23 protein-coding genes are annotated in these 26,347 nt (G+C 66.8%); 13 read left to right on the plus strand and 10 right to left on the minus strand.

Annotation, left to right across the window (positions count from 1 at the left end; translation table 11 throughout):
• Window positions 1-300: 300 nt before the first annotated feature.
• Complete coding sequence (gene yihA, locus B0E47_RS01985; RefSeq protein WP_077511996.1) at window positions 301-954, minus strand: ribosome biogenesis GTP-binding protein YihA/YsxC; 654 nt, start codon at window positions 952-954, stop codon at window positions 301-303.
• Window positions 955-1,359: 405 nt separating this feature from the next.
• On the opposite strand from yihA, the gene B0E47_RS01990 reads away from it, so the two are divergent.
• From B0E47_RS01990 to B0E47_RS02010, 5 genes are all read left to right on the plus strand, one after another.
• A complete protein-coding gene (locus tag B0E47_RS01990) occupies window positions 1,360-2,133 on the plus strand; it encodes a c-type cytochrome (RefSeq protein ID WP_077511998.1) in 774 nt (257 codons plus the stop codon).
• Between the two features lie 64 nt (window positions 2,134-2,197).
• Complete coding sequence (locus tag B0E47_RS01995; RefSeq protein WP_077512000.1) at window positions 2,198-3,085, plus strand: thiol:disulfide interchange protein DsbA/DsbL; 888 nt, start codon at window positions 2,198-2,200, stop codon at window positions 3,083-3,085.
• 63 nt (window positions 3,086-3,148) lie between these two features.
• Window positions 3,149-3,799, plus strand: coding sequence for a thiol:disulfide interchange protein DsbA/DsbL (locus tag B0E47_RS02000; protein WP_077512002.1), 651 nt, complete (start codon window positions 3,149-3,151; stop codon window positions 3,797-3,799).
• Between the two features lie 140 nt (window positions 3,800-3,939).
• Window positions 3,940-4,755: an endonuclease/exonuclease/phosphatase family protein gene (locus B0E47_RS02005; RefSeq protein WP_077512156.1), complete on the plus strand. Its 816-nt coding sequence runs from the start codon at window positions 3,940-3,942 to the stop codon at window positions 4,753-4,755.
• A complete protein-coding gene (locus tag B0E47_RS02010) occupies window positions 4,752-5,168 on the plus strand; it encodes a hypothetical protein (RefSeq protein ID WP_077512004.1) in 417 nt (138 codons plus the stop codon). The genes B0E47_RS02005 and B0E47_RS02010 overlap by 4 nt, the downstream gene beginning before the upstream one ends.
• Here the strand turns inward: B0E47_RS02010 and B0E47_RS02015 are convergent.
• On the minus strand, window positions 5,079-6,677 hold the full coding sequence (locus tag B0E47_RS02015; RefSeq protein ID WP_077512006.1) for a glycoside hydrolase family 17: 1,599 nt from the start codon (window positions 6,675-6,677) through the stop codon (window positions 5,079-5,081). The genes B0E47_RS02010 and B0E47_RS02015 overlap by 90 nt on opposite strands.
• A 127-nt stretch (window positions 6,678-6,804) precedes the next feature.
• On the opposite strand from B0E47_RS02015, the gene B0E47_RS02020 reads away from it, so the two are divergent.
• Window positions 6,805-8,847 carry a transglycosylase SLT domain-containing protein gene (locus B0E47_RS02020; protein WP_077512008.1) on the plus strand — a complete coding sequence of 681 codons (2,043 nt, stop codon included), beginning with the start codon at window positions 6,805-6,807 and terminating at the stop codon, window positions 8,845-8,847.
• Between the two features lie 6 nt (window positions 8,848-8,853).
• Complete coding sequence (locus tag B0E47_RS02025; protein WP_077512010.1) at window positions 8,854-9,792, plus strand: complex I NDUFA9 subunit family protein; 939 nt, start codon at window positions 8,854-8,856, stop codon at window positions 9,790-9,792.
• 23 nt (window positions 9,793-9,815) lie between these two features.
• Here B0E47_RS02025 and B0E47_RS02030 read toward each other — a convergent pair whose 3' ends face one another.
• On the minus strand, window positions 9,816-11,396 hold the full coding sequence (locus tag B0E47_RS02030) for a tetratricopeptide repeat-containing sulfotransferase family protein (RefSeq protein WP_254422767.1): 1,581 nt from the start codon (window positions 11,394-11,396) through the stop codon (window positions 9,816-9,818).
• 234 nt (window positions 11,397-11,630) lie between these two features.
• Entirely contained in the window at window positions 11,631-12,497 is an 867-nt protein-coding gene (locus B0E47_RS02035; protein ID WP_168170991.1) for a cupin-like domain-containing protein, read from the minus strand.
• A 330-nt stretch (window positions 12,498-12,827) separates the two neighbouring features.
• Between B0E47_RS02035 and B0E47_RS02040 the strand changes: the two genes are divergently transcribed.
• Together B0E47_RS02040 and B0E47_RS02045 are read left to right on the plus strand one after the other, a co-directional pair.
• Window positions 12,828-14,075: a multifunctional CCA addition/repair protein gene (locus tag B0E47_RS02040; protein WP_077512016.1), complete on the plus strand. Its 1,248-nt coding sequence runs from the start codon at window positions 12,828-12,830 to the stop codon at window positions 14,073-14,075.
• A gap of 60 nt (window positions 14,076-14,135) precedes the next feature.
• Window positions 14,136-16,349 carry an alkaline phosphatase family protein gene (locus B0E47_RS02045; RefSeq protein ID WP_139351300.1) on the plus strand — a complete coding sequence of 738 codons (2,214 nt, stop codon included), beginning with the start codon at window positions 14,136-14,138 and terminating at the stop codon, window positions 16,347-16,349.
• Window positions 16,350-16,371: 22 nt separating this feature from the next.
• Here the strand turns inward: B0E47_RS02045 and B0E47_RS02050 are convergent, their stop codons facing one another.
• Together B0E47_RS02050 and B0E47_RS02055 are read right to left on the minus strand one after the other, a co-directional pair.
• Window positions 16,372-17,559, minus strand: coding sequence for an SAM-dependent methyltransferase (locus B0E47_RS02050; protein ID WP_077512018.1), 1,188 nt, complete (start codon window positions 17,557-17,559; stop codon window positions 16,372-16,374).
• Between the two features lie 91 nt (window positions 17,560-17,650).
• Window positions 17,651-19,819, minus strand: coding sequence for a TonB-dependent receptor (locus B0E47_RS02055; RefSeq protein WP_077512020.1), 2,169 nt, complete (start codon window positions 19,817-19,819; stop codon window positions 17,651-17,653).
• 211 nt (window positions 19,820-20,030) lie between these two features.
• On the opposite strand from B0E47_RS02055, the gene B0E47_RS02060 reads away from it, so the two are divergent.
• The gene (locus tag B0E47_RS02060) at window positions 20,031-20,687 is read left to right on the plus strand and encodes a hypothetical protein (RefSeq protein ID WP_077512022.1); all 657 of its coding nucleotides are present in this window, start codon (window positions 20,031-20,033) and stop codon (window positions 20,685-20,687) included.
• A 70-nt stretch (window positions 20,688-20,757) separates the two neighbouring features.
• Window positions 20,758-21,504, plus strand: a complete 747-nt coding sequence (locus tag B0E47_RS02065) for a pteridine reductase (RefSeq protein WP_077512160.1) — start codon at window positions 20,758-20,760, stop codon at window positions 21,502-21,504.
• Window positions 21,505-21,518: 14 nt separating this feature from the next.
• Here the strand turns inward: B0E47_RS02065 and B0E47_RS02070 are convergent, their stop codons facing one another.
• The 3 genes from B0E47_RS02070 to folB all read right to left on the minus strand — a co-directional run bounded on the left by B0E47_RS02070 (window position 21,519) and on the right by folB (window position 23,320).
• Complete coding sequence (locus tag B0E47_RS02070; protein WP_077512024.1) at window positions 21,519-22,379, minus strand: DUF6159 family protein; 861 nt, start codon at window positions 22,377-22,379, stop codon at window positions 21,519-21,521.
• A gap of 78 nt (window positions 22,380-22,457) precedes the next feature.
• Window positions 22,458-22,961: a 2-amino-4-hydroxy-6-hydroxymethyldihydropteridine diphosphokinase gene (gene folK, locus B0E47_RS02075; RefSeq protein WP_077512026.1), complete on the minus strand. Its 504-nt coding sequence runs from the start codon at window positions 22,959-22,961 to the stop codon at window positions 22,458-22,460.
• Window positions 22,961-23,320, minus strand: coding sequence for a dihydroneopterin aldolase (folB, locus tag B0E47_RS02080; protein ID WP_077512028.1), 360 nt, complete (start codon window positions 23,318-23,320; stop codon window positions 22,961-22,963). The genes folK and folB overlap by 1 nt, the downstream gene beginning before the upstream one ends.
• Before the next feature lie 92 nt (window positions 23,321-23,412).
• Here folB and dbpA point away from each other — a divergent pair, with 92 nt between their 5' ends.
• Together dbpA and B0E47_RS02090 are read left to right on the plus strand one after the other, a co-directional pair.
• The gene (dbpA, locus tag B0E47_RS02085) at window positions 23,413-24,807 is read left to right on the plus strand and encodes an ATP-dependent RNA helicase DbpA (protein WP_077512030.1); all 1,395 of its coding nucleotides are present in this window, start codon (window positions 23,413-23,415) and stop codon (window positions 24,805-24,807) included.
• Between the two features lie 29 nt (window positions 24,808-24,836).
• Complete coding sequence (locus B0E47_RS02090; RefSeq protein WP_077512032.1) at window positions 24,837-25,604, plus strand: glutaminyl-peptide cyclotransferase; 768 nt, start codon at window positions 24,837-24,839, stop codon at window positions 25,602-25,604.
• A 27-nt stretch (window positions 25,605-25,631) separates the two neighbouring features.
• On the opposite strand, the gene B0E47_RS02095 is transcribed toward B0E47_RS02090, so the two are convergent.
• Window positions 25,632-26,339 carry a c-type cytochrome gene (locus tag B0E47_RS02095; RefSeq protein ID WP_077512034.1) on the minus strand — a complete coding sequence of 236 codons (708 nt, stop codon included), beginning with the start codon at window positions 26,337-26,339 and terminating at the stop codon, window positions 25,632-25,634.
• Between the last annotated feature and the right edge of the window lie 8 nt (window positions 26,340-26,347).

Genomic DNA, 26,347 nt, shown 5'->3' on the forward strand with positions numbered 1-26,347 from the left:
CAACCAGGACGGCATTTACACGCTTTACTTCGCTCATCATCGGCTGGCCAGCATCGATATGCGTGAAGCCGACTAAACTGTTACCCATGTCCTGGCACGTCCGTTACCCATGTCATCGGTCTAAACAGCCACACAGAGAACGGTGGCTCGGCCACCGCAGGTGGACGAGACGCTTTTGATCCTTACTCTGCGTGACGCTCGGAGCGGTTTCAGCCGCGAGGCTCTTGTCGTTGAGCTTCAGGGCCAGGAGCATCGCGGCTAAAGCCGCTCCTACAATCGCTTCCGCCAAACCCGGCTGGCTCAGCGCCCCTGATGCGCACCCTCACGCGGCTGCCGCAGCAGCGTCATCACCGCCTCGCGCGCCTCATCCACGCCAGTGCCGGCGGACGACGAGAAAATCTGCGCGGTGGCGACCAGGCTTTCGGCCGCGAACTGCTTGCGCAGTGCCGCCAGCGCCTGCGCAGCCTGGCCGCGCGAAATCTTGTCCGCCTTGGTCAGCAATACGTGGCACGGCAGCTGGGTATCGAAACAGAACTGCAGCATCAAGCGATCGAATTCCTTCAGCGGATGGCGGATGTCGACGATCAGCACCAGTCCGCGCAGGCTGCGGCGCTGGTGCAGGTAGGCGTCGATTTCCAGCTTCCAATGCTCGCGCATCTCCAGCGGCACCTTGGCGTAGCCGTACCCGGGCAGGTCGATCAGGCGCACATCCAGCGCCGGCTCGGCGCCACCGGCGCCCGGCGACGGCAGGCTGAAGGCAACCATTTGCTGGGTGCGTCCGGGCGTCTTCGAGGTGCGCGCCAGCCCCTTGTGGTTGGTCAGCGCATTGAGCGCGCTGGACTTGCCCGCGTTGGAGCGCCCCGCGAACGCCACCTCGGCGCCATGGTCGGCGGGCAGCTGGCTGATGCGGTGCGCGGCGAGCACGAATTGCGCACCTTGTAAGAGCCTGCTCATGATCCCCAGATGCTCCGCGTTGTCGTTGAGTGGTCGCCAGGTGGTAGTGCGTGGCGCAGTGCCTGACTGGCCGTCAGAGCCCTGCCCCTGCGAAGGCAGGGGTCAAGCCGCGCGCTGCCGCATGGCGGCCACTCAACGGCAACCCGTCGGGCCGGGTCTGTTTGCACGCAGCCCGGCGTCATCACTCGGTCGTGGACCGACGTCCACTTCCTCGTTCTTCCTTGGCCTGCGTACAAACAGCTCCCGGCGCGGGGTATCTGGGGATTATGAGCAGGCTCTGAGGGATTGGGCATGGGAACGGTTTGACCAAGGTAGGATGGCACGGGATAATTCTCGGGTTTCTGTCCGCGGCAGGCTTCGATGGCCTGGTCGGCAGCATTTGCAAGTCTCTCGGGAGTCAAGTGTATGAGTTTTCGCTCCGCTGGTTTTCGGCCTACCGTTCTCGCGGCCGCCGTGGCGCTCGCGTTTGCGCTGTCCGCCACCGCCCTGATGGCCCAGCCGCAAGCCGCCGCACCCGCGGCCGCCGCTACCGCAGCGCCACCCGCCAGCACCGGCACGGCAGCCGCGCCTGCCGCTGCAGCCGAGGTCGCGGTCAAGCCTGGTGACGCCACCGCGGGCCAGGCCAAGGCCGCAGTCTGCGGCGCCTGCCACGGGCTGGACGGCAATTCCAGCGATGCGCAGTACCCGAAACTGGCTGGCCAGAGCGAGGAGTACATCGTGCGCCAGCTGACCGATTTCAAATCCGGCGCGCGGCAGAACCCGATCATGCTGGGCATGGCCACGCCGCTGTCCAGCCAGGACATGCATGACATCGGCGCCTATTTCGCCAGCCAGAAGTCGCGGCCCGGGGTGGCCGACCAGGCCCTGGTCGAGCACGGCCAGACCCTGTTCCGCGAAGGCGACCCCACGCGCGACGTCCCGGCCTGCATGGCTTGCCACAGCATCGACGGTCGCGGCAATCCGGGTGCGATGTACCCGCAGCTGGCCGGCCAGCATGCGCAATACATCGAAGCCACGTTGAAGGCCTGGCACGATGGCACCAGTTGGGGCAGCGATGCGCATTCGCAGATCATGCCGACGATCGCCAGGAAGCTGGACGCCGACGATATCGCCGCGCTGGCCAGCTACATCGAGGGCCTGCACGGCACCGATGGCCAGCCGGCCGCCGCCACGCCCTGATTGATCGAGCGCCGACCCCAGGTCGGCGCCGTCGGTCCCACGCTCCACCGATTACGAGGTTGCCATGTTCAAGCGTCTGCCACTCCTGTGTGCCGCCCTGCTCGCGCTCGCCGCGTGCAGCCATGACAACAACGGCAACACCGCCCAGCCCGCCACGCCAGCCGCCACCAGCAGCACGGCCACGATTGCCACCACGCTCGCACCGGCAACCAGCAGCCCCGCCGCGGCCGCCACCACCGCGACTCCGGCCGCCAGCAGCACGGCTGCCCCGGTCAGCGACGACAACACGGCCGCGGCGGAACCTGTCGCCGCTCCGGCCACGCCTTTCGTCGACAACGGCAAGTGGGTCGAGGGCAAGAACTACTTCCTGATCGATCCGGCCCAGCCGACCAGCCATCCGGGCAAGATCGAGGTCACCGAGGTGTTTTCGTGGGGTTGCCCGGCGTGCAACGCGTTCCACACCACCGCCGATCAGATCGCGAAGAGCCTGCCGGCCGGCGCCGTGATGAACTACCTGCCCGCTGCGTTCCGTCCCGACGAGAACTGGCCGGTCTACCAGCGCGCGTTCTACGCCGCGCAGGCAATGGGCGTGGCCGACAAGACCTACGATGCGATGTTCGATGCCACCTGGAAGACCGGCGAGACCGCCACCTACAACCTCAAGGGCACCGGATTGAAACCGAAGGAGGCGTGGCCGACGATCGACGACATCGCCGGGTTCTATGCCAAGTTCGGCGTGGATCCGAAGGAATTCGTCGGCATCGCCAACTCGTTCACCGTCAATACCAAGATGAAACGCGCGGACGACCTGATCAAGGCCTATGGCGTCGCCGGTACGCCAAGCATGGTGGTCAACGGCAAATACCGCTACGACGTGACGTCGGCCGGCGGTTATGCGCAAACGATCGAGCTGACCCAGTGGCTGGTCGCCAAGGAAGCGGCCGGCAAGTAAAGTCGCCTCGATCTGCCTGGCCGCTTCGGCGTCCCCGCGCCATTCCGCGAAGAGAACACCACGATGCTCAAGCGATTCGCCCGCCTGCACGTTCTTGCCCTGTTCGGCGGCCTGCTGCTGGCCAGCGCCTGCACCGCGCAATCCAGCGACTCGGCGCCGTACACCGAGGGCACCGATTACGTCACCCTGCCCGCCCCGCATCAGCGCTACAGCAACAGCGGCAAGGTCGAAGTGGTCGAGGTGTTCTCCTACGCCTGCATCCACTGCGCCCAGTTCGCGCCCGACGCGGAGAAACTGCGCAAGGAGCTGCCGCCCGGGGCCGAATTCAAGTTGATGCCGGCGCCGTTCAACGCCGAATGGGTGCCGTTCGCCCGTGCGTATTACGCCGCCAGGGAACTCGGCGTGGTCGACCGCACGCACTTGCAGCTGTTCGTGGCCAAGTTCGGCGAGCACTACCCGATCAACTCGATGGACGAACTTGCCGATTTCTATGCGCGCGAGGGCGTCAACCGGGCCGACTTCATGCGCATCGCCACGTCGGAAGCAACCACGGCGAAGATGAAGCGCGACCTCGACCTGATCCGCACATGGCAGGTCGACGGCACGCCAACCCTGGTGGTAGACGGCAAGTACCGCGTGCTCACGGTCGGCTCGCACGACAAGATGCTGGCCGTGGCGATGTGGCTGACCAAGCGTGAACTGGCCGGCAAATAGCCGCGGCGGTTCGCGCCCGCCGGCGCATCGGATCGCACGGCAGGCATCGCGTTCACGCGGTTGCGCGCATGCTGGCACCTGATGGCCTGCCCGGCACACCGGTGGAGGCGATCCCTTCCCCATTTCTGCCGTATCTCGCCATGAACCCCGCCGCAACCCATCCAGCAGCCATTCCTGCCGAGCGCCGTCTGCGCCTGCTCAGCTGCAATATCCTGGCGGGCGCCAGCGTGCAGCACTACCGCCAGTACGTCACACGCAGCCTTGCCGCGGTGCTGCCGGGGCGCAACAAGATGGACAACCTGGACCGGCTCGCCGAGGTGCTCACCGGGTTCGACGTGATCGGCCTGCAGGAAGCCGATGCCGGCAGCCTGCGCTCGGGCTTCCTCAACCAGACGCGTTACCTCGCCGAAACCTCCGGCCTGCCGTTCTGGAGCCACCAGCCGAACCGGCCGGTGGCCAAGCTGGCGCATTCCGCCAACGGTCTGATCAGCCGGCTCGAACCGACTTCGGTAACGGACTATCCGCTGCCCAGCCGGATTCCCGGTCGTGGCGCCCTGCTGGCGCAATTCGGCGAGGGCGAGCACGCGCTGGCGGTGATGATCGCGCACTTGTCGCTGAGCGCACCGGCGCGCGCGCGCCAGCTCGGCTTCATTGCCGAGCTGCTGCAGGATTTTCGACACGCGGTGCTGATGGGCGATCTGAACACCGAGCCTCACAGCGCCGAAATGCGCTACCTGTTCAGCAAATGCAGCCTGCAGCCACCGGCGCAGGCGACGCCCACCTTTCCCAGCTGGAAGCCGCGGCGGGCGCTGGACCACATTCTCACCTCGGAAGCGATCCAGCTGGAGAAGACCTGGGCGTTGCCGCAGGCATTCTCCGATCACCTGCCGCTGGCGGCGGAGATCCGCTTGCCGGCGCATGTCGGCAGAAAACCCGCGGCGCGGAAGCCACGATGAAGACGTCCTCGTGGCGATCGGCACTGCCCTGGCTGCTGTTGCTGGCTGTCGGGCTGGGCGCGGCGGCGCTGCGCTTCGGGCTGATCGAATCGAGTGCGATCGGGCAATTCTGCAGCAATCATGCTCCCTGGTGGTGCCGCGTACGAACCGGGCTGGTGCTGGGCTTCCTGCACAACGTCTACGGCTTGGCGGCGCTGCTCGGCGCGCTGCTGGCGTTGCTGTCCCGACACCGCGCGCTGGCCTGGCTGGCCGCCGCACTCGGCGTTTTTGCGCTGCAGTTGTATTGCGTCGAGACAGGCGCGCTGGCCGTGCTGATCGGCAGCCTACGCCTGCTGCGACTGCAGGCGGATGCGCGCGCTGCGCCAGTCGAGCAGCGCCGACGACGCCAGCAGCAGGTTCAGTCCCAGCCATAGCCACGCGACCGGATTGAGACCGGCCTCCTGCACCACCACGATCGCCCCCAGCAGCGGCAGCCACGCGGCCAGGAAACGCTGCTCCAATCGAGGCATCGCCCGCTTGCCTGGATCGGACAAGCCACCGGCCACGCAGTAGCCAACGCAGGGCAGCAGGAACAGGCCCAGCGGAAAATCCCGATAGCGCCCGTCGAAGATCAGCAACAGCCCGTAGTACGCCAGCGCAAACAGCCAGCCCAGCCGCAGCCGGCCGGGCTGGAACGGACGCGTCGCGCCGGCCAGGTGGGCCGCGATCCAGCGCGCCAGCCGCAACGCGGTGAACAAGGCCAGCAGGCAGGCAGCCAGCGATACCGCCCACTCCCAAAGGTTGCGACAGGCAAAAACCATTTGCCGGAATTGCCAGGCCAGCGCCGCGCCGCTGGCAAGACCGGCAAGCCCGAGCGCCAGCGCATCGCGCCAGCCGTGCCGATGCCGGCGCCATGCACCGGCCAGCAGGAACAGTCCGCCGCCTGCCGCTGCGGCCAGCCAGCCCAGCCACCAGCGCGGATCCTCGGTCACCGGCCCCTGCATCGCGAACTTCGGCCGCGCCTGCGCATCGAAGATGCCCCAGTAACCGCCGGCGGTGCCTTCCTGATCGCGCTTCCACGGCTGGTCGAACGCCTCGATCACGTTGTACGGCAGGTCAGCCTTCGCCGCATAGTCCAGGAACTCGCGCAGATAGCGCGCCTCGTTGACCACGCTGGCACTCGCCGCCTGGCGCGGCCGTCCGGCACTGGGCCAGCCGGTTTCGCCGATCATCACGCGCCGGCCCGGGAATGCCTGCTGCACCTGCGCGTAAACCTTCGCCACATGCTCCACCGCGCGCTCCGGCGGCACCGGCTTGTCCTCCCAATACGGCAGGATGTGGATGGTCAGATAGTCGACCGAAGCGGCCAGCTCGGGATGCCGCAACCAGAACTCCCACACGTCGGCGTAGGTCACCGGCTCCGGCACCGCGGCACGTACCTTGGCCAGATCGGCGGCCAATGCGACCGATGACAGATCGCCGCGCAGCAGCACCTCGTTGCCGACGATCACGCCACGCACGACGTTCGGGTGATCACGCGCGGTGAGGATGCCGAGCCGGATCTGCTCGGCGTTCGCCTTGCGGTCGCTGCCCAGCCAGATACCGAGCAGCACCTTCATGCCGTAACGTCCGGCAATCTGCGGCACGACACTCAGGCCCTGCCCCTGCGAGTAGGTGCGCACGCAGTCGAAGCGCTGCGACAGCGCGCGCAGGTCGGCATCGACGCGCTCGGGACTGATGAACGCACTGGCATCCAGCGGCGATTCGCCCGGCAGACGGAACGGTGCGTACGACACGCAGGCAATGCGCGCCGAGGGCGCGTCCGGCAGGTTTACCGGCTGGCCAACTGCCCACCACCAGTACATCGCGGCCAACGCCGCGACCAGCAACGCCGACCACGCCAGGCTTTCCCGACGAAAAACAGGCGCAGGTTTTGTCGACATGCGGGACCCATGGATGCTGAAGCAGCAGCGCATCAGCTTAACAGGGCATGCGGCGTGCTCACCGAATCCGAACAAGCCGGGATGAGCCTTCCACTACACTGCCGCAAGATCGAATGGCGGAGTTGCCATGCCTGTTTCCAAGCCCCCGTGTCGTCCCGCGTTCAATTGGCTGCTGATATGCACCTGGTTGCTCGCCGCCAGCCTGCATGCGGGCGAACCGACGGCCGCGCAGCGCGCCGCGTTCAAGCAGGCCTACGCGGCTGCGCAGCAAGGCGATGACAACTGGCGCAAGCTCGCCAGCGGGCTGCACCACTATCCGCTGTACCCGTACCTGCAGGCCGCTGCGCTGGAGCACGATATCCAGAGTATCGACCTCGACATGGTGCAGTCCTATCTCCGGCAATACCCGGACTGGATTCCCGCCGCCGACCTGCGCCGCAGCTTCCTGCGGGAACTGGCGCGCCGGCAGGACTGGACTGATTTCCTGGCGCTTTACCAACCCGGGCTGGGCGAGTCGCTCAGCTGCGACGCGTTGCAGGCAAAGCTGGCGCAGGGCGGCAGCCTGGATTTCGAGCGGGATCTGGCGACGCTATGGGCCAGGCCGAGCCTGCCCAATGCCTGCGATCCGGTACTGAGCGCCGCGCAGGCCCAGGGCCTGCTGACCGACGCCAGACTCTGGACGCGCATCGATCAGGCCGCAGACGCTGGCCAGGCCGGCACGATCGTCAGCCTCACCGACTGGCTGCCGGCCGCCGAACAGGCCAGCGCCCGACAACTGGCACTCGCGTTGCGCGATCCGGCAGGCGCACTGGCCACGGCATCGAATTGGCCGGACACGCCGCGCGACCGCCAGGCCGCCACGCTGGCACTGACCCGGCTGGCACGGCGCCAGTCAAGCAGCGCGGACAGCTTCTGGCAGCAATTGCAAACCCATTTCAGTTTCGGCCAGCAGCAACGTGACCAGGTCCTGCATGCGCTGGCCTTGTTCCATGCCACCGACTTCGATGACGGCGCACTCGCGCGCCTGATCGCGCTGCCGCCGGCCGCGCAGAGCGACAGCACCCGCGAATGGCGTGTACGGGTGGCACTGGCACGCATGAACTGGCCGGCGGTTCTGGCCGCGATCGAGGCGATGACCGCCGACCAGCAGCAGGACGGCGAGTGGCAATACTTCCGCGCCCGCGCGCTGGCCGCCAGCGGTCACGCCGGGCAGGCCCGGCAGCAGTTTGCGGCACTCGCCGACAAATCCACCTTCTTCGGTTTTCTTGCCGCCGACCAGCTGCAACAACCGTACGCGATCTGTCCGCTAACCCTCGCCGACGATTCACAACGCGAGCAGCAACTGCTGACGCGACCCGGCCTGCGCCGCGCGTTCGAGCTGTTCGCGGTCGATCTGCCCGCGCTGGCCCGGCGCGAATGGACGCAGGCGCTGCAGGGCGCCGACGGAGATACCTTGCGCATCGCCGCCGACCTCGCCAATCGTCGCGGCTGGTACGACCGCGCCGTGTTCACCCTGAGCAGCGGCGAGGCGTTGCGCCTGTACGACCTGCGCTTCCCGCTGGCCAGCCAGGATGGCCTGGTGCCGCAGGCCGAGCAGGCCGGCATCGAGCCGGCCTGGGCCTACGGCATCCTGCGTGCCGAGAGCGCGTGGATGAGCGATGCACGTTCCGGCGCCGACGCGCGCGGCCTGATGCAGCTGCTGCCCGCCACCGCCGCGCTCGTCGCCAAACGCAATGGCCTGGCCTGGAGTGGCGCCGCCAGCCTGTACGACCCCAGCGTCAACATCGCGTTGGGCACGCGCTACCTGGCGCAGATGGCGCAGCGGTTCAACGGCTCGCCATGGCTGGCCAGCGCCGCCTACAACGCCGGCCCGAACCGGGTCGACCAGTGGCTGGCCGCACGCGGCACGCTGGCGCCGGCACTGTTCGTCGCCACCATCCCGTTCAAGGAGACCCGCGAATACGTGGCGCGGGTGATGGCTTTCAGCGTGATCTACGACTGGCGCCTGCATGGCAGCGCGGTACCGCTGACGCTGCGCCTGAGCGCGATCGGCCAGCCGTATGGACTGCCGGACAAGGACACCCCGCGCCGCGCCATCAGCTGTCCGGCCGCGGCGCCGGCAGCGGCCTCCAGCGCGCCGGCGGCAGCGGCCACGGCAGCGGGGAACTGAACCGGCATGGCCGCGCAGCAGCTCGTCATCCTCGGCGGCACCGGTTTCGTCGGCGGCCGCCTGGTGCCCAGACTGGCTGCCGATGGCCATCGCATCGTGCTGCTCAGCCGCAACCGCGAACGGCGGCGCGCACTCGGCGTGTTGCCGGGCGTCAGCGTGCGCAGCGCCGACGTCTACGACGACAACGTGCTGCGTGCGCACCTGACCGGTGCCGATGCGGTGATCAACCTGATCGGCATACTCAACCCGGACGGACGCCATACCTTCCAGCGCGCGCACGTGGACCTGACCCGGCGACTGATCGCCGCCTGCGAGGCCAGCGGGGTGGCGCGCCTGCACCAGATGAGTTCGCTCAAGGCCGGCCAGGGCCTGTCGCACTATCTCAAGACGCGGGGCGAAGCCGAGGCGCTGGTCAAGGCCTCCGCGCTCGACTGGACGATCTACCAACCCAGCGTGATCTTCGGTGCGGGCGACGGACTGGTCACCCGGTTTGCCGCGCTGTTGCGACGCCTGCCGCTGCTGCCGCTGGCGCGCACGAAGTCACGCCTGGCGCCAACCTGGGTCGGCGACGTGGCGGAGGCGATCGCCCGCTGCGTCGACCGTACCGAACTCGGGCGACGACGCAGCTTCGAGCTGTATGGGCCGGAGGTATTCACGTTCGGCGAGATCGTGCGCCGCATCCGCGACCAGGCCGGCCTTCGCACACCGATCCTCGCGCTGCCCGACAGCCTCGGCCGGCTGCAGGCACAGGTCGCCGAACTGCTTCCGGGCAAGCCTTTCTCGCTGGACAATTTCCGCTCGCTGCGCACCGACTCGGTCGGCAAGACCGACGGCTACGCCGCACTGGATATCGTGCCCCGGGCCTTCAGTGCCGAGCTGCCGTCCCTGCTTGAGCCGTCCGTGCGACAACTCCGGCTGGATCAGGCGCGCGCGCGGCGACGCTGATCCGGCAGCACGTCCGGGTGCATTCAGCCGATGGTGACACCTGCCCGCAACAAGGCCCGCAAGCGATCCAGCTGGTCGCCGTAGGCGGCGCAGCGCAGGCTGTCCCGGCGCATCAACTCGCCCGCCGCCATGCTGCTGGCGGCGCGTTCGACACGCTGCGTGCGGTGGAAATCCACGCACGCCGGATCGAACGGCAGAGCACAGAATTCCAGCAGCCGGCGCACCTGCGGCTCGGGGTCCGATTGCCATGCCTCGTAGTCGTGATCGAGGAAACCGGCGGGAAACCTTCGTCGCCAATGCCGGGTGAGCCGGTCGTAGTCGGACCAGTAGCTCGCCACGTGATCGAGGTCGTAACTGAATTCGTGGCCGCCGACGAACAACTGCCGATAGCAGGCAAAACAGGTTTCGAGCGCGCCGCGACGGCTGTTCACCACGCGCGCTCCCGGCAGCATCGCCATGATCGCGCCGACCAGGCGCCAGTTGCGCGGCGTTCGCTCGACGAAGCGCGACCTGCGCTGGCGCACCGGTTCGATGCGGGCGAGATAGTCCTGCCCCAGCCGCTGCCAGTCCGATGGCGTCGCCGCCGCCATCCATTCCCGGAGCGGCTGTTGTCTGCGCGCCGACTCGGCGTCGATCAGCTGCTCCATCTCGTTCGATCCGTCGGACATCGCCACCTGTGGATGGGTGGCCAGGATCTGTCCGGTCAGCAGCGAACCGGCCTGCGGCATGCCCACCACGAAGATGATGTCCCCGCCCGGAGTCGCGTCGATCGCCGACCGCAACGGCTGGGCAAACAACTGGCGCATGGTCTCCGCCATCGCCGTCGCCTTCATCGCATTCCAGCCCAGTTGCCGGTGCATCAGGCCGTTGGCCTTGCGCAACGCACGGAACGCCTCGCCAAAATTGCCCTGCTCCTCCAGTGCGCGGGTCAGGGCGAAACCGAAGCAGACGCGCGCGTGCAGATCCGCCTCGGGCAAGCGCAGGGCCCGCTGCAGCTGCACCACGTCGTCAGCGCTGAATCGCGCGGCATCCAGGTCAGCCAGTCCGATCCAGGCGCTAGGTTGGTCGGGCTCAAGGCGCAGCACTTCGCGATAATTCTGGCTGGCCGGCAGCGTGGCACCCAGGCTCGCCTGCGCCTGCGCCAGCAGCATTCGCGCAGGCACGTGCCCGGGCTCGATATCCAGCGCGCGGTGCAGTGCCGTGACGGCGCCGGCCGGGCGCTCCTGCAACATGTACATCTTGCCCAGGTTGTACCAGGCCGGCGCGAAATCCGGTGCCATCGCGCAGCCACGCTGCAGGCCGGCCAACGCGGCATCGGCCTCCCCGCCGGCATAGCGCGAAGTCGCCAGGTTCATCTGGATCAGCGCGTCATCCGGCTTGAGGTCATGCGCCTGTTGCAGCAAGCCCACCGCGCCAGGAAAGTCGCCGCGCAAATGCAGCACCACCCCCTGCATGCGCATCGCCTCCGCACAGGCCGGCGCCAGCGCCAGTACACCGACCAGGGCCGCCTCGGCGGCACGCAGATCCTGCGCTTCCAGCGCGCTCGCCGCACGTTCAAGCAGATCCGCCGCCGCCACCGGCAAACCGGCGGCGCGATCGCGCATCAGCGGATGAACCCGCGTTTCCCCCATGATCGATTGTCCCCCGCCTGCCGCGCACGCGCCAGCTTACGCGAGCGTGGCGGCAGCATAAAGCAGGGGAGATCTCGGGATCGCCATTTCGCCGCCCGTATCCCGCCTGCCTGCACTGGCGTGGTTCCTCGACAGCTGGCGAACGGTGCTGCCTCGCGGTCCGACCATGCAGCATCGACAACTTCGGATCCGCGGCCGGACCAGCAGTCAAGTCGGCTCGGGGGGCGCACTCCACAGCACGCTGCGTGCGCGCCGGGTCAGGCCCATGGTTGCCGACTTCCAGCGATCCAGCGTGGGGTTGCTGCCGACCGGTCGCGGGCGCCAGCCGATGCCGCGCAACTTCGCGTTGAACTTGTGGGCGTCGGTCCAGATGTCGGAACCGTGCGTGCGGTAGGTGACGGCCAAGGTCACCGAAACCTCAGAGCCGGTGTACACGCGGTGTGGCGCGATGAATGGATGATGCACGCCCATGCCGGCTTGCAGGTCGAAGGTCTGCGCCTTGGCTTCGAATGATTCCTTGAACGTCGGCCGTTCACCGACATGGGAGAGCAGCAGGTCCTTCTGCTGGTCGGTCATGACGTCCTGGTCGGCCGGGTCCCACAGTTGCACCCGCTTGGTTCCGCGAACCTGGAACAGGAAGTTCATCTCGCGATCCATGTGGTAGGGCGTAACCGCATCTCGCGTGGAAAGGAAGATATAGGTCGAATACCAGGTCATCACCGGGTCGAAGGGCTCGGTATACGCGGCGATCTCGGCCAGCACGCCCTCGATGACCGTCTGGTACTCCGGATCCAGCTCGGGGTTGTAGATCACGACATAGGCGCGCCTTTCCTCGAACCGGTCCAGTGCGTCGGCCAGGCTCAGACCCTCCCGGTAGCGCTCGAAAGTGCTGTCGAAATGCGCGTCGCCGGGAATCTCGCCGATGCGGTACTGGATCTGTCGGGGATCCATGCGCCGACACAGCTCGAACAATCGCGGCAGGGCGAAATCCGTGTTGCCGGCCAGTCGATGGGTGAACGGGAACGGCTGCCGGTTGTAACGGCCGGCCAGCAAGCCGGGATCGCATTCGAGCATGCGCGAACCGGACTGGCGCCCACTCCCCAGGAGTTCGGCGTAATGCCCAGGTGAAATGAACCTGCCAAGCATGATGGCAACCTCACATGGGTGGCGAGCCACCCGATCACCCCGAGTCACGCGGGCAGGCAATCCGATCGAATCCAAGCTTGAACAGCTGCCCGTGCGGCCATTCGATAGCGTTGCGGCCCGCATGTTCCTGCAATCCCCCGCGGCAAGCAATGCCTTGCACGACGGGCGTCTTCGAAGCGGGTAGCCGGCGTGGTTACCACGAACTTCATTCCGACTGGAGCCGGCGACAACGCGCCGGCGCATGGCATCATCGCTCTCATGCAAACCTATTTGGTCGGCGGCGCGGTACGCGACAAATTGCTGGGGCGAGCGGCGGGCGACCACGATCACGTGGTGGTCGGCGCCTCGCCCGAGCACATGCTTGCGCTGGGCTACAAGCCGGTGGGCAAGGACTTCCCGGTGTTCCTGCACCCGACCTCGGGTGAGGAATACGCGCTGGCGCGTACCGAACGCAAGACCGGTCGTGGCTATCACGGCTTCGCGTTCCATGCCGACGCCGGCGTGACGCTGGAACAGGACCTGGCCCGGCGCGACCTCACCATCAATGCGATTGCCGAGGATGCGCGCGGCGTGCTGACCGATCCCTTCGGCGGCGTGCGCGACATCGAGGCGCGCGTGTTGCGACACGTATCGCCGGCCTTCGTGGAAGATCCGGTGCGCGTGCTGCGGGTGGCGCGGTTCGCCGCGCGCTTTGCGCCACTGGGTTTTGCCGTCGCGCCGGAGACCATGGCGCTGATGCGGCAAATGGTGCGCGCGGGCGAGGTGAACCACCTGGTGCCGGAGCGGGTGTGGGCGGAGACGCGCAAGGCGCTGGCCGAGGCGCAGCCGTCGGCATTCCTGCGCGTACTGCGCGACTGCGGTGCGCTGGCCGTGTTGTTCCCGGAAATCGACGCCTTGTATGGCGTGCCACAGCGCGCCGAGTTCCACCCGGAAATCGACTGCGGCGTGCATCTGGAACTGGTGCTGGACCAGGCCGCGCAGCTGGCGCCGGGGGATGACCTGGTCGGTTTCTGCGCGCTGACCCACGATCTCGGCAAGGCGCTGACGCCGACGCTGGAATTGCCCCGGCACGTCGGCCACGAGCATCGCGGCATCGCGCCGCTGCGTGCGCTGGCGGCGCGGCTGAAAGTGCCCACCGAACACGCGGCCCTGGCCGAACTGGTCTGTCGCGAACATCTGAATGCGCATCGTGCCTTCGAGCTGAAACCGGCCACGCTGCTGAAGCTGCTGAGCTCGCTCGATGCGCTGCGCCGCCCGGCGCGGCTGGATTCGTTCCTGGCGGCCTGCATGGCGGACAAGCGCGGTCGCCTCGGCCACGAACACGATGCCTACCCGCAAGCCGACTACCTGCGTGAGGCCCGCGCCGCCGCCGCCGCGGTCGATGCCGCGGTCTTCGTCGCCGGAGGGCTGACCGGTCCGGCGATCGGCAAGGCGATGGAGACGGCACGCATCGCGGCGATCGCCGCATTGAAAGCTAATCACCCCGAAAGCGGATCCGCGGTATAAAGCCCGGATCGCCTCGCCCGTTGCGGGTATCGGCCGACCTTGTTTTCGCTGGAGTTGCCCGTGTCCAACGCCTTCACCCCCACCTCACCGCTGCGCCAGCGTTTCCGCCCGTTGTGGTGGCTGGGCATCACCTACCTGGCGATCTCGTTCGTGACCCGGATCGTGCTGCTGGTCATGTCCGGCAGCAACGTCTCGCACACGCCGCTGAACCTGCTGTACGCCTTCGGAGTGGGGCTGGGCTACGACCTGGTCACCTTCATCTACCTGGCGTGGCCGATGGTGTTGTTCCTGTGGCTGGTGCCCACGCGGTCCGGCCGCGTGGCACCGCTGCTGCGCTGGCTGCTGTACGCCATCGGCGTGGTGCTCGCCTGCGTGCTCTGCGTCGGCACACTGCACCTGATGTATCACGCCAGCCTCAAGGTGACCTGGCCGGCCATCATTCCGTTCCTGTTCGTGCTGCCGCTGGCGGCTTTTTCCTATACCTCGCGCGCCGGCCAGTGGGTGCTGTACGGCTTCGGCCTGCTGCTGGTCTACGGCCTGCTGTTCGTGGCCGCGTCCGAGCTGGTGTTCTGGAACGAGTTCAGCGTGCGCTTCAATTTCATCGCGGTGGACTATCTCGTCTACACCTCCGAGGTGATCGGCAATATCCGGGAGTCGTACCCTATCGGCCGCTGGCTGGCCCTGCTGATAGTGCTGGCCCTGATGGTGTTCTTCGCCGGCAAACGCGGCCTGCGCGCGCGCGACGACGGCAGCCGGCTGTGGCAGCGCGGCAAGGTGGTGCTGGTGTGGCTGGTGCTCACGGTGATTTCCGTCGCCGCCGTGAACGGCAGCATGAAGGACCGCACCAGCAACAACTACGTCAACGAACTGGCCGGCAACGGCATCTACGAATTTTTCGCGGCGTTCCGCAGCAGCCATCTCGACTACGCCAAGTTCTATCGCACGCTGCCGGATGACCAGGCCTACGCGCGGTTGCGTCAGCTGCTGCAGACACCCGACGCCACCTTCATCAGCAACGATCCGCACGACCTCACCCGCGAGATCCGCCGCGTCGGCCCGGAGAAGCGCCTCAACGTGGTGCTGATCAGCGTGGAGAGCCTGTCCGGCGATTACCTGGGCACGTTCGGCAACACCGAACACCTCACGCCCTACCTCGATTCGCTGGTCGACCAGAGCGTGTTCTTCGACAACCTCTATGCCAACGGCACGCGCACGGTGCGCGGGCTGGAGGCGCTTGCCCTGTCGGTGCCGCCGACCCCGGGCGACTCGCTGATTCGCGAGCATGACAACGAAAACCTGTTCTCGCTGGCCGACATCTTCAACGACCGCGGCTACCAGTCGGATTTCGTCTACGGCGGCTACGGCCAGTTCGACAACATGAACTACTTCTTCGCCAACAACGGCTATCGCGACGTGGACCGGCGCGACATTCCGAAGACGGCCACGATCCACGGCCAGAACGTCTGGGGCGTCGCCGACGAGGACCTGTACACGCTGGCGCTGGGCCAGATGGATCAGATCCACGCCGAGGGGAAACCCTTTTTCCTGCACATCATGACCACCTCCAATCACCGGCCGTACACCTTCCCCGACGACCGGGTGAAGTTTCCCAATCATTCGCGTGCCGGCGCGGTGGCCTATACCGACTGGTCGATCGAGGATTTCATCAAGCGTGCGCGTGCGAAGCCGTATTTCGCCAACACCGTGTTCGTGATCACGGCCGATCATTGCGCCTCCAGCGCCGGCAAGACCAGCCTGCCGATCAACAACTATCACATCCCGCTGTGGGTCTACTCGCCGGCCAACTTCAAGCCCGAACGCGTGCACCGGCTGATGGGCCAGCTGGACATCCCGCCGACCCTGCTGGGCATGCTCAACTTCAGCTATCGCACGCGCTTCTTCGGCCACGACCTGTTCCAGCTGCCGCCCGATCGCGAGCATGCCTTCCCCGGCACCTACGAGAAGCTCGGCTACGTGCACGGCGACGTGCTCACCATTCTCGAACCGCAGCGCAAGCTGGAGCAGCTCAGGCCAGACTTCGCCACCGGCGACGCCACGCCGGTCCAGCCGCTGAACCAGTCGCTGGTCGACGACGCCGTGGCCTATTACCAGATCGCCAGCGAACAGTTCAAGGATGGCAAGCTGAGACGCCGGCCGAGCGATTCGACCAAGGTGGAACCGCTGCCCCCGCCGGCCTCTTCGGCCCCTGCGCCTGCTGGTTCCGCGCCGGCACCCGCCAGCTCCACCGGATCAGCAACGCCACCGGCGTACTGATCCGGTTGCAACACGCATCAACTCAGAGTCGGCCGCCCTGATCGGCGGCCAGTAGCTCGGCCGGCAGCGGCAGGGCATCGAGTCCGCGCGCCAGCAGCATCGCCTGGAAGCGTTCGCCCATCTGGTCGGGCAGCATCAACTTCCTGACCTGCTGCGACAGCCGATAGCGACCGTGTTCGTCCTGCGGCTGCATCTGCTCGAATACTTCCTGCAGGCCCGCGCCGATCAGGAACTGCGCCTGCGGCAGATACGCCACCACGCCGAAGCCGGCGCTGTTGCCGGCCTCGGCCAGCGCAGTGAAATCGACCGAGGCGGTGAGATCGTTCAGGCCGGGAAGATACAGCGGATCGTTGTGCGCGTGATGGCGGTAATGCGCCATCAAGGTGCCGTCATCGCGCTCGGGCAGGTAGAACTCGCGGCGCACGTAACCGTAGTCGACGAACAGCATCACGCCGGCGCTCAGCGAACCGGCCACAGCCTGGATCCAGTATGGCAATTGCGGCAGGACTTCCGAGCGGTAGCCGTCGGCGAATTCGGCGCCCAGATCGCGCTCGACATGGCGCACGGCACCGGCCACCAGGGCGTCGGCCGGTCGATCGAGGCGGCTCAGTCGACCGGCGCCGTCGAGCGCCACGTATTCCTCGTAGACCTCGCCCTGGCGCATGGCGAAACGCGTGGCTGGCAACGCGTCGATGACCTCGTTGGCGAACAGCACGCCGCGCCAGTCCTGCTCCGGCGGACGATCCAGCCAGCGCACGCGCGCGTTGACTTCCGCCGGCAGATTCGCCTGCAGTCGCTCGCGCTGCCGTTCGCGCAGGTCCGCACTGGGTTCCAGGATCAGGTAGTGCCGCGGCAAGGTGTCGGCGGCGGCCAGTGCATGCAAAGCCGTCTCGGCGAACGCGCCACTGCCGCCACCGAGTTCGAGGAAATCCGCCTGCTCGCCCAGCATCGCCAGCACCGGCTGCACCGCGTTGACCACGCAGCGCGCAAACAGCTCACCCAGCTCCGGCGCGGTGACGAAGTCGCCGGCCGCGCCGAACTTGGTGCGGCCGGCGCTGTAATAGCCCAGCCCGGGGGCATACAGGCAGCGCTCCATGTACTGCGCGAACGGCATCGGCCCGTGCGAGACGATCTGCTCGCGCAACAGTTGCAACAGATGATCGGAGTGGGCGCGCTCGTCGGCGCCCGGTTCGGGTAAGCGGGTTTGCATGCATGCGGCCCAGGACTTCAGCGCGGCAAGGATAGCGGATGGCAGCAGCCGATCCGCGTGATGGCCACGAGACCATCACGCGCAACGACAATCAGAAATCCTTCTGCAGACTCAGGTACACACCGCGGCGCGGGCCGAACTGCGGCGCGCCGACGCCGATGCCGCTGCCGTCGCGCAGTTCGTAGGTACGATCCAGTGCGTTGATCACCGCCAGCTGGGTGTGCAGCTTGCCGAAGCGGTCGAACGTGAAGTCGCGCGAGACGTTGAGGTTGAGCTGGAAGTACGCCGGCTGCGAGGCACCGTTCGGTACCCCGCCGTCCTTGCGCAGGCCGCTGCCAAACAGGTAATCGGCGCCGACGCGGGTATTGTCGTCCAGCGCATAGTTCACGCCGCCGGACGAGGTGAGCTTCTGGTCGTGGTCGAGGAAGATGTAGTGGCCGTCGATGTAGGCAAGATCCTCCGGCGAGAAGTTGTACTGGCTGGTGATGATGCGCTCGCCGATCGCCTTGCCGAGCGAGGCGTTGAAGTACGCCGACAGCGGTCCCTGCGCGTAGTTGGCGGTGAACTCCAGTCCCTTCACCCGCCCTTGGGCGTAGTTGAAGGTGGAATAGATCAGGGCCGCACCGAACTGGCCCTCGTCCTGCAGGCGCCGCACCTTGCGGTAGTAGGCATCCACGCCGATGGTCCAGGCCGAACCCAGGTTCTGCGAGATGCCGGCGTCGAAGTAGTCCGAGCGTTCGGCCAGCGGCGTATTGTTGCCGTTGTCGGGCACCGCATTGGTGGTCCCGTCGAACTTGGCGATGTTGGCGCTGGCGATCATCTCGGTCGCCGGCGGGGTGAAGTAGCGCGAGTAGCCGGCGTGCACGGTGGTGCTGCCGGTGGCCTGCCACACCAGGCCGACGCGCGGACTCAGCTGGCTCTCGGTGCGCGCCAGCTGGTAACGGTCGCCGCGCAGGCCGTAGTTCAGCGTCCAGTTGTCGGCGATATTCCACTCGTCCTGCACATACGCCGACCAGGTTTTCGCGACGAGGCGGCTGTCGTCGAGGATGTTGATCGGCGTGCTGCTCAGCTGGTTGCCGTCGGCATCGGCGGGAAACACCCAGGCGTCATTGCCGCTGGCGGAGTGCTCGAAGCTGCCGTACATCCCGTAACGCAGGGTGTGGCCATTGCCCAGGCGGGTGGCGAAGTCCGCCTGCAGGGTACTGGCCCGATTGCTGCGGCTGACGGCGGAAGCGACCCCGTTGAACATGAGTTCGCCGATCCGGTCGGGGGTATAGATCAGGCTGCTGTAACGCTGCCCCACGGACACCTGATAGTCCGTCGAACCCAGCTTGCCCTGCAGCGCCAGCACGCCGAAGCGGGTGTTCTCGCGCTGGCGTTCGTCGAGATCGGCAGAGTTGAAGTCAACCGTATCCAGATAACCGAACTGTGGCGTCTGGCCGGGATTGTTCGGAATCTGGAAGCGGTTGTTGGCCACGCCGAACAGGAAACTGAGGCGCGTATCGTTGTCGATCAGGTAGCTGATGTCGCCAAAGCCCTTCGCCTGGTTGGTGTGGTCGTGGATCGGCTTTTTGCTCGCCGTGGGATTCTCGATACCGGCATCGTCCTTCAGGTAGTTGCCGGTGAGGAACCAGCTCCAGCGATCGTTGCTGCCCCAGATCGACGCGTTCGGATTCAGCGTGCCGTTGCTGCCGCCGGTGATGCCCACGCTGCCGCCGTTGCCGAGGTCGTGCCCGCTCTTCGTGGTGATGTCCACCACCGCCGCCGTGCGCAGGCCGTACTGCGCCGGCAAAGCACCATCGAGCAGCTTCACGGTCTGGATCGTGCGTGCATCGAGACTTTGCCCGAAGCCGCCAATCGATTCGGGGATGATCACGCCGTTGATGCGATATTGCAGGTTCGCGTGATCGCCGCGCACGTGCAGGCCGCCGTACGAATCCTGCACCACGCCCGGTGCCTGCAGCAGCACCTGGTTCATCGGCGTGGACGCACCCAGCGGCAGCTGCGCGATCGCCTTGTGATCGATGACGTATTGGCTGCTGCCGGTGTCCGGTGACAGCGCGTTGCGTGCCTGGTCCAGCGCCGCCGACACCGATACCCCGGCCAGGTTCTGCACTCGCGGCAACCCGCCGCCACTGTCGCCGGCCGGATCGCCCGCGCCCGGAGCGGCAGCGGCCGGCGTCGGGGTCTCGTCGGTGGCGTGGGTGGCGGTCGTCGCCAGCGCGAGGGCCAGAGCCAGGGCAAGTGGGGCGAATTTCATCGAGGACTCCGGCAGCAAGGGAATGGATTGGATGTTATGTTATAACATATCTATGCAAGAAATTGCGACAACTGCCAGAAGTCATGGACCGCGGAAAATCGAACCGGCGCAGCGGTGACGCCCGACATTCGGCCCGGCGTCACGCAAGGCCACCTAGACTGGCAAGGACACCACGCCGTGTTCGTCGCCCTGCACGCCTGATGGAGCCCGCATGACCAAGTCCGGCAGCCAGCAACTCCCCGCGGTCATCCCGCCGGTCGACCACGGCCGGATCACCACGGCGATTCTCGATTTCGTGAGCGAGGTGCCGGGCAGCCGGATCGACAGCTGCGGCGACCCGGCCAGCGAAGCGCGCCGTCTGGCCAACCGTGCCGCGCGCCGCGCTGCACTCGCCGCCGGTTCACTGGCGCTGCCGCCGGGACCGCTGGGCTGGCTGACCCTGCTGCCGGAGCTGATCGCGATCTGGAAGATCCAGGGCCAGATGGTCAGCGACATTGCCGCCGCCTACGGCCGCCACGCCACGCTGGGGCGCGAGCAGATGATGTGGTGCCTGTTCCGGCACACCGCGGCGCAGGCGTTTCGCGACCTGGTGGTGCGCGTCGGCGATCGACTTGTGTTTCGTCAGATGTCCTGGAACGTGGCCGAGCGCGTGGCGAAGCAGGTCGGCGTCAAGCTGACCCAGCGCACGCTGGGCAAGGGGATATCACGCTGGCTGCCGGTGATCGGCGCGCTTGGGGTCAGCGCGTACGCGTATTACGACACCGGGCAAGTCGCCAGCACCGCGATCGAGATGTTCGAAAGCGAGATGACGGTGGAGGAGAGCCCCGAAACCCGTGCCGCGAAAACCGATAAATCGAAACCCGGATGAGCCATGCCGCGGATGACGCCAGCGCGCCTTTGCTGCAAGCTGCATGCAGCACATCTACCGGAGCCGCAACATGTCACCACGCCATGATCGACCCGTCGCGCTGATCACCGGCGCCGGCCGCCGGGTCGGCGCGGTGATCGCGCGCACGCTGCACGCAGCCGGCTACGACCTGGCATTGCACTACCGCCGTTCCGCCGACGACGTCCACGCACTGGCCGACGAACTGGAACGGCAACGCGGCGACAGCACCTTGCTGCTGCAGGCGGAACTCGCCGAGCTGCCGGCCTTGCCGGCGATGCTCGAACGGCTGCTGGCGCATTACGGGCGGCTCGACGCGCTGGTCAACAACGCCTCGGCGTTCTTCCCCACGCCGCTAGGCACGGCGACCCCGCAGCAATGGAACGAACTGTTCGCCTCCAATGCGCAGGCACCGTTCTTCCTCAGCCAGGCGGCGATCCCGGCGCTGCGCGCAGCGCGTGGCGGCATCGTCAACATGATCGACATCTACGCCGAGCGGCCGCTGGCGAATCACCCGATCTACTGCATGGCCAAGGCCGCACACGCCGCAATGACCCGCTCACTGGCGCTGGAGCTGGGCCCGGAGATACGCGTCAACGGCGTGGCGCCCGGTGCGGTGATGTGGCCGAGCGACGGCAAACCGTACGACGACCAGCAGGCGATGCTGGCACGCACGCCGCTGCAACGTGCCGGCACACCGGAGGACGTGGCCGGTACGGTGCTGTGGCTGTTGCGCGATGCGCCGTTCGTCACCGGGCAGATCATTCGCGTCGATGGCGGGCGCACGCTGTCGGTATGAGGTTCTTGCTCCGGCTATTTCTTCTTCGGCGCGAACGCCTGCTGCAGCAACGCCTGGTCGAAGCCGACACTGGCTTCGCCGGCTTCCGCATAGCGATATAGCGCGGCCGCGTAGATGCCCTGCAACGACGCCTGGACCAGGCTGAGCAGAACGAAGCCCATCACCACGATCACGCCAGCCACCACGATCGCGACCACCGACTGCATCGCCACCGCAGCGCCAATCAGGACGGCGCCGACCAGCACCGCCAGCACCATCAGCACAGCGAACACCACGCCGATGCCGCCGTTGCCGATCAGGTTCTCGCCCCAACTGCGCTTGAGCAGTTCCACGCTCTCCTTCACGGCATCGACCGGGCCCACCTCCTTGCTGGCCAGTACCGGCACCACCAGGAAGGTGGCCACGGTCCAGGCCAGGCCGATGAAGCCGACCACCAGGCGGCCGATCAGGCCGAGGCGTTCCTGGATCATCCGCAGCAGCAGGCCGACGGTGGCGGCGATCAGCGCGTAGCCGAAGATCTGCGGCAATTTCGCCCGGGCCAGTGCCAGGCCGGCGCCCACGCTGGTCGGCTCGCCGCGCAGATGCATCAGCGCCACGCCGGTCAGCGCGGTCTGGAAGAAGATGATCACGAAGTACTGCACCAGGTAGAACGCGAACATCAGCAGGTAGCTGCCGACCGACATGCGCTGGTGGAAATCCTCGCCGGCGTGCGCGCCGCCGATCACCAGCATGCCCACCGGGACCAGGAAACTGGCCGCCACCAGCAGCGTGCAGACACTGGACAACAGCGGAAACAGCAGCAACGACTTGTCCGAGCGCAGCACTGCCGCACTCGCCTTCAGCAACGCCCAACTGCGTGCAAACTTCCCGGCCATGCCTGTCTCCCCTTTGAGCGCGAATCGCGAATGCACCATTTCTAGCATCCGTCGCGAGAGTGCGAAAGTGCGCCCCGCTCAGCCCGCCGGGGGCTCGACCTGCAAGGGCTCGACCCGCAACGGTTCGCGCTGTGGCGGAAACGCCGCCCACAACTCGGCCATGCTCTGCCCGCTGACCGGATGCCGGAACCCCGGCGCGATATCCGCGATCGGCCGCAACACGAAGGCATGCTGCAACTCGTTGCGCGGGATCTGCAGGTGACCCGGACCGTCGAGCACCAGTGCGTCGTAGAACACGATGTCGATGTCCAGCGTGCGGTCCGCATAGCGCGGCACGTCGCGGCGGCGACCATGGCGATCTTCCAACGCGTGCAGCCACTCGTTCAACGCCTCGGGCGACAGGTCGGTATTTAGCCCCACCGCCAGGTTGACGAACTCCCCGCCATCAAACCCGACCGACGCACTGCGATACGCCGGCGACACGGCCAGCTCGCCGAAATGCGCACGCAACTCCGCGATCGCCGCTGGCAGATGGCGATGCGGTTCGAGATTGGAGCCCAGGCTCAGGTAGACCCGTACCATCAGCCCGGTCTCACGCCGCGTTCGATGCACACGCCGACCGACTTCGCGCCGCGCACCGCGCCGGGCTTGGACAGCTTCAGCCGCACCCAGCCCACGCCGAACTCCTCGCGGATGATCGCGGCGCAGCGCTCGGCCAGCGTCTCGACCAGACCGAAGCTCGACGCACCGACGTAGTCGATCAGGCGCTTGGAGACATCCTTGTAGTTCAGCGTCAGCGCGATGTCGTCGCTGGCCGCCGGTACGGTGTTGTCGAACGCCATCTCGATGTCGAACGCCAGCGTCTGCCGCACACGGCGCTCCCAGTCGTAGATGCCGATGACGGCGTCGATGCGCAGGTCTTCGATGAAAACGGTGTCCATGGCGGTAGTCGGCAGGAGGCAGAGCTGTACAGGGTCGGCGAGGCGGCGCGCGGATGCAAGTCGCGCCGGAGCGCCCGTGCGATCATAGAGGCATGACCGCCTTCACCACGCTCCCGCTCAAACCCGCCCTGCTCACCAGCATCGAAACACTCGGCTACACCGACATGACCCCGGTGCAGGCGCAAAGCCTGCCGCCGATGCTGGACGGTCGCGACGTGATCGCGCAGGCGCAGACCGGCAGCGGCAAGACCGCGGCGTTCGGGTTGAGCCTGCTGCAATCACTGGATGTCGACACAATCCGGCTGCAGGCGCTGGTGCTGTGCCCGACCCGCGAGCTGGCCGACCAGGTCAGCAAGGCGATCCGCAAGCTGGCGGCGAACATCCCGAACGTGAAGCTGCTGACGCTGTGTGGCGGCATGCCGCTGGGACCGCAACTGGCATCCCTGACGCACGACCCGCACATCGTGGTCGGCACGCCGGGTCGCGTGCAGGAGCATCTGAAGCGGGAAAGCCTGCACGGCGGCGGCATCAAGGTGCTGGTGCTGGACGAGGCCGATCGCATGCTCGACATGGGTTTCACCGAGGCGATCGACGACATCATCGGGCGCATCGCCAAACACCATCAGACCCTGCTGTTCTCGGCGACGTACCCGGACGAGATCCGTGCGGTGAGCAAGCGCGTGCAGAAGCATCCCGTCGAGGTGACGGTGGATGCGCCGGCCGATGAAAAGCCCGCGATCGAGCAGCGCTTCCACGAAGTGGAGCCGGCGCAGAAGCTCGACGCACTGGCGCAATTGCTGGGCGGCGCGCACGCCGCGGACGCTAAACGGAATCAGGCGCTGGTGTTCTGCAATATGCGCCGCGAAGTGGACGCGGTGGCGCAGGAGCTGGACCGCCGCGGGTTCTCCGCACTGGCCCTGCACGGCGACATGGAACAGCGCGACCGCGACGAAGTACTGGTGCGTTTCGCCAACCGCAGTTGCGCCGTGCTGGTGGCCACCGACGTGGCCGCGCGCGGGCTGGACATCGTGGCGCTACCGCTGGTGGTGAGCTATGACATTGCGCACGACCCGGAAACGCACACCCACCGCATCGGCCGCACCGGCCGCGCCGGCCAGACCGGCCTGGCGATCACGCTGTGCACGCCGCGCGAGCGGCCGAAGGCAGCGAACATCGAAGAACTCAACGGCACGCCGCTGCCGTGGCGTCCGCTGAAAGTGGCACCGTCGCGCGGCAAGACGCTGCATCTGGCGCCGATGAAGACCCTGGTGATCGACGCCGGCCGGCAGGACAAGCTGCGTCCCGGCGACATCCTCGGTGCACTCACCGGCGACGCCGGACTCGACGCGAAAGACATCGGCAAGATCGACGTGTTCGCCACCCGCGCCTACGTGGCGATCAGCCGTGCGCTGGCGAACAAGGCGCTGGAACGATTGCGCGCCGGCAAGATCAAGGGCCGGAATTTCCGCGTGCGCGCACTGTCCTGACCTCATCCACCTGACCTTCGGGCAACCCCATGCACCGTCTTGCGATCGTCCTCGTCCTGCTGCTTGCCACCGTCGCCTGCCGGGCAGCGATTCCGGTCTACGGCTACCAGATCGTGCACGCCTACCCGCATGACACCTCGGCCTATACCGAGGGTTTGTTCTACAAGGACGGCTACCTCTACGAAAGCACCGGCGAAAAGGGCGCATCGAGCATACGCAAGGTGCAACTGGAGACCGGCAAGGTGCTGCAGCGGCACGAGGTGCCATCGCAGTATTTCGGGGAGGGCATCGTCGACTGGAACGGCCAGCTGGTCCAGTTGACGTGGCAGAGCGAGACCGGCTTCGTCTACGGCCTGGACGACTTCAAGTTGCGGCACACCTTCAGCTACCCCGGCGAAGGCTGGGCGCTGACCCGCAACAACCGCCATATCTACATGAGCGACGGTTCATCCGTGCTGCGCATCCTCGACCCCGATACGCTGGCCGCGATCGGCAGCATCATGGTGACGGCCGACGGCGTGCCGGTCACCAATCTCAACGAGCTGGAATGGGTCGATGGCGAGATCTACGCCAACATCTGGCTGACCAACCGCATCGCACGCATCGATCCGGCGACCGGCCATGTCGTCGGCTGGATCGACCTGACCGGCCTGTTCGACGTGAACACGCTGCCGCGGCCCGTTGACGATGTACTCAACGGCATTGCCTGGGATGCGCAGCACGATCGCCTGTTCGTCACCGGCAAGAACTGGCCGAAGCTGTTCGAGATCAAGCTGGTGAAGCGGGTTGCGCCATAGCGCCGCGCCACGCCGCATCGACCGACCTCACAACGTGCCGAGGTAAGTCGACAACGCCTGCACGTCGGCGTCGCCAAGTGTTTGCGTTACACCTTGCATCACCTTCGCATTGCTGCTGCCGGCACGCATGCCGCTCCTGTAATCGCCCAATTGCTTGGTCAGATAGAGTCCGGACTGGCCTCGAAGATAGGGGAACGTGGCCCATGGGGGCTGTGGTGCGCTGCTCGGGTGCGGTTGCGGCCCCATTCCGGTCGGGCCGTGGCAACCCTGGCACGGCGGAATGCCTTGCGCGGGATCGCCGGCCAGATACAACTGCGCACCGCGTGAACTCGCATCAGCCTGACCGGCCGGCTTCGGAGCCAGCGACGCGTAATAGCTGGCCAGGTCGCGCATGTCGGCGTCGCTCAACGCGGCAGCCTGGCCCGTCATCACCGGATCATTGCGCTGGCCGTCGTGGAATTCCTTCAACTGCGCGTAGAGATAGGTCGCCGACTGACCGGCCAGGTTCGGAAAGGTCGGCGCGATCGCCACGCCCTGCGCACCATGGCAGGCCGCGCACACCGCGGCCTTGCCGGCACCGGCCTGGGCGTCGCCACTGATCGGCTGCATCCGGCGCTGGTCGAGCAACTTGACCGGCGTTGCCGCGGCATCGGCTGCCGGCTGTTGTGCCACGCAGCCCATCGCCATGCTGCAACCAAACAGGAACACGCCAAGGAGGCTTGTGCGATTTGTCATCCGGGCGC

The sequence above is a fragment of the Rhodanobacter sp. B05 genome (assembly GCF_002001085.1).
Classification (GTDB): domain Bacteria; phylum Pseudomonadota; class Gammaproteobacteria; order Xanthomonadales; family Rhodanobacteraceae; genus Rhodanobacter.

Excerpts from the sequence above, each read along its gene's own strand:
- folB (WP_077512028.1), bottom strand. The coding sequence starts at position 23,320 with ATGGACACCGTTTTCATCGAAGACCTGCGCATCGACGCCGTCATCGGC.
- B0E47_RS02060 (WP_077512022.1), top strand. The coding sequence starts at position 20,031 with ATGACCAAGTCCGGCAGCCAGCAACTCCCCGCGGTCATCCCGCCGGTC.
- B0E47_RS02090 (WP_077512032.1), top strand. The coding sequence starts at position 24,837 with ATGCACCGTCTTGCGATCGTCCTCGTCCTGCTGCTTGCCACCGTCGCC.
- B0E47_RS02040 (WP_077512016.1), top strand. The coding sequence starts at position 12,828 with ATGCAAACCTATTTGGTCGGCGGCGCGGTACGCGACAAATTGCTGGGG.
- B0E47_RS02030 (WP_254422767.1), bottom strand. The coding sequence starts at position 11,396 with ATGCGCGATCGCGCCGCCGGTTTGCCGGTGGCGGCGGCGGATCTGCTT.
- B0E47_RS02020 (WP_077512008.1), top strand. The coding sequence starts at position 6,805 with ATGCCTGTTTCCAAGCCCCCGTGTCGTCCCGCGTTCAATTGGCTGCTG.
- dbpA (WP_077512030.1), top strand. The coding sequence starts at position 23,413 with ATGACCGCCTTCACCACGCTCCCGCTCAAACCCGCCCTGCTCACCAGC.
- yihA (WP_077511996.1), bottom strand. The coding sequence starts at position 954 with ATGAGCAGGCTCTTACAAGGTGCGCAATTCGTGCTCGCCGCGCACCGC.
- B0E47_RS01995 (WP_077512000.1), top strand. The coding sequence starts at position 2,198 with ATGTTCAAGCGTCTGCCACTCCTGTGTGCCGCCCTGCTCGCGCTCGCC.
- B0E47_RS02065 (WP_077512160.1), top strand. The coding sequence starts at position 20,758 with ATGTCACCACGCCATGATCGACCCGTCGCGCTGATCACCGGCGCCGGC.
- B0E47_RS02070 (WP_077512024.1), bottom strand. The coding sequence starts at position 22,379 with ATGGCCGGGAAGTTTGCACGCAGTTGGGCGTTGCTGAAGGCGAGTGCG.
- B0E47_RS02095 (WP_077512034.1), bottom strand. The coding sequence starts at position 26,339 with ATGACAAATCGCACAAGCCTCCTTGGCGTGTTCCTGTTTGGTTGCAGC.
- B0E47_RS02025 (WP_077512010.1), top strand. The coding sequence starts at position 8,854 with ATGGCCGCGCAGCAGCTCGTCATCCTCGGCGGCACCGGTTTCGTCGGC.
- B0E47_RS02015 (WP_077512006.1), bottom strand. The coding sequence starts at position 6,677 with ATGTCGACAAAACCTGCGCCTGTTTTTCGTCGGGAAAGCCTGGCGTGG.
- B0E47_RS02050 (WP_077512018.1), bottom strand. The coding sequence starts at position 17,559 with ATGCAAACCCGCTTACCCGAACCGGGCGCCGACGAGCGCGCCCACTCC.
- B0E47_RS02005 (WP_077512156.1), top strand. The coding sequence starts at position 3,940 with ATGAACCCCGCCGCAACCCATCCAGCAGCCATTCCTGCCGAGCGCCGT.
- B0E47_RS02055 (WP_077512020.1), bottom strand. The coding sequence starts at position 19,819 with ATGAAATTCGCCCCACTTGCCCTGGCTCTGGCCCTCGCGCTGGCGACG.
- B0E47_RS01990 (WP_077511998.1), top strand. The coding sequence starts at position 1,360 with ATGAGTTTTCGCTCCGCTGGTTTTCGGCCTACCGTTCTCGCGGCCGCC.
- B0E47_RS02010 (WP_077512004.1), top strand. The coding sequence starts at position 4,752 with ATGAAGACGTCCTCGTGGCGATCGGCACTGCCCTGGCTGCTGTTGCTG.
- folK (WP_077512026.1), bottom strand. The coding sequence starts at position 22,961 with ATGGTACGGGTCTACCTGAGCCTGGGCTCCAATCTCGAACCGCATCGC.
- B0E47_RS02035 (WP_168170991.1), bottom strand. The coding sequence starts at position 12,497 with ATGCTCGAATGCGATCCCGGCTTGCTGGCCGGCCGTTACAACCGGCAG.
- B0E47_RS02000 (WP_077512002.1), top strand. The coding sequence starts at position 3,149 with ATGCTCAAGCGATTCGCCCGCCTGCACGTTCTTGCCCTGTTCGGCGGC.